Consider the following 1,838-nt stretch of genomic DNA (forward strand, 5'->3'; position numbering starts at 1 on the left):
CAATGAAAGAGAAGTAAGGCAAGTGATGAAATCATACATAGAACCATTTGCTGATGAGGTGACAACAGATCGCCTGGGCAGTTTAATTGCCAAAAAAACTGGTGCAGAAAACGGCCCGAAAATTATGATCGCCGGACATTTGGATGAAGTCGGCTTTATGGTGACACAAATCACAGATAAAGGCTTTATCCGTTTTCAAACCGTTGGCGGCTGGTGGGCTCAGGTTATGCTTGCCCAGCGCGTCACCATTGTCACAAAAAAAGGAGAAATCACAGGGGTTATCGGATCTAAGCCGCCCCATATTTTGTCTCCTGAAGCAAGAAAAAAATCAGTGGAAATAAAAGATATGTTTATTGATATTGGAGCTTCAAGCCGGGAAGAAGCCTTGGAGTGGGGTGTACTTCCGGGAGATATGATCGTTCCGCATTTTGAATTTACGGTCATGAACAATGAAAAATTCCTACTCGCAAAGGCCTGGGACAACCGCATCGGCTGTGCGATTGCAATTGATGTGTTAAGAAACTTACAAAACACAGACCATCCAAATATAGTGTATGGCGTCGGAACCGTGCAGGAGGAAGTCGGGCTGAGAGGAGCGAAAACGGCTGCACACACCATTCAGCCTGATATTGCGTTTGGAGTTGATGTAGGAATAGCAGGAGACACGCCTGGCATTTCTGAGAAGGAAGCGCAAAGCAAAATGGGCAAAGGCCCGCAGATTATCGTTTACGATGCATCCATGGTCTCTCACAAAGGTTTGCGCGATGCAGTTGTAGCCACTGCGGAGGAAGCCGGCATTCCGTACCAATTTGATGCCATTGCCGGCGGCGGAACTGATTCGGGTGCCATCCATTTGACGGCAAATGGCGTTCCTGCGCTGTCCATTACCATTGCAACCCGCTACATTCATACGCACGCGGCCATGCTGCATCGTGATGATTATGAAAACGCGGTAAAGTTAATTACAGAAGTCATTAAGAAGTTAGACCGAAAAACGGTTGACGAAATTACGTACCAATAAAGATACGGAAGAATCCGCCTATTTAGGCGGATTCTATTTTTTTGTCTGTACAAATTACAGCATAGTGACTACAATAAAGGGGATACCGAAAATTTCCTGAACATGACGATATATGATACGCAGCTCGATTTGACAGGAAGGGAGGATAAACAATCTAATTTGTAAGCGCTTTCTAATTTAAAGGAGGTTGAACAAAATTAAAAAGAAAAAAACATGGAAACGCTTCTTACACTTTTCGAGTGCAGCTCTGGCTGCAGGTTTGATATTCACATCTGCTGCTCCCGCAGAGGCAGCGTTTTGGGGTGCATCCAATGAGCTGCTTCATGACCCGACTATGATTAAAGAGGGGAGCTCATGGTATGCGCTCGGAACAGGGCTTACTGAAGAACGGGGACTGCGGGTTTTGAAGTCTTCAGACGCTAAAAACTGGACCGTACAAAAATCCATTTTCACTACACCGCTATCGTGGTGGTCCAATTATGTGCCGAATTATGGCCAAAACCAGTGGGCGCCGGACATCCAATACTATAACGGCAAGTACTGGCTATATTATTCCGTTTCTTCTTTTGGAAGCAATACATCTGCCATTGGCCTGGCATCTTCAACAAGCATCAGTTCGGGGAGCTGGAAGGACGAGGGCTTGGTGATTCGTTCGACAAGCTCAAATAATTATAACGCCATTGACCCGGAGCTGACATTCGACAAGGATGGCAATCCGTGGCTTGCATTCGGCTCGTTTTGGAGCGGCATTAAGCTGACTAAGCTCGATAAGAGTACGATGAAGCCTACAGGCTCGCTCTATTCGATTGCAGCTAGA

At 46.1% G+C, this 1,838-nt stretch carries 1 protein-coding gene and 1 pseudogene; both read left to right on the forward strand.

Translation table 11 applies throughout. The features are described 5' to 3' along the window. Nucleotides 1-1,021 (forward strand): M42 family metallopeptidase (locus ACWHAR_RS20390; protein ID WP_452087650.1); only part of this gene is annotated, 1,021 nt, incomplete at its 5' end. 196 nt (nucleotides 1,022-1,217) lie between these two features. Next, nucleotides 1,218-1,838: pseudogene (gene abnA / locus ACWHAR_RS20395) on the forward strand (arabinan endo-1,5-alpha-L-arabinosidase AbnA); the annotation flags it as partial.

It is taken from the genome of Bacillus sp. LR--39 (assembly GCF_053613335.1).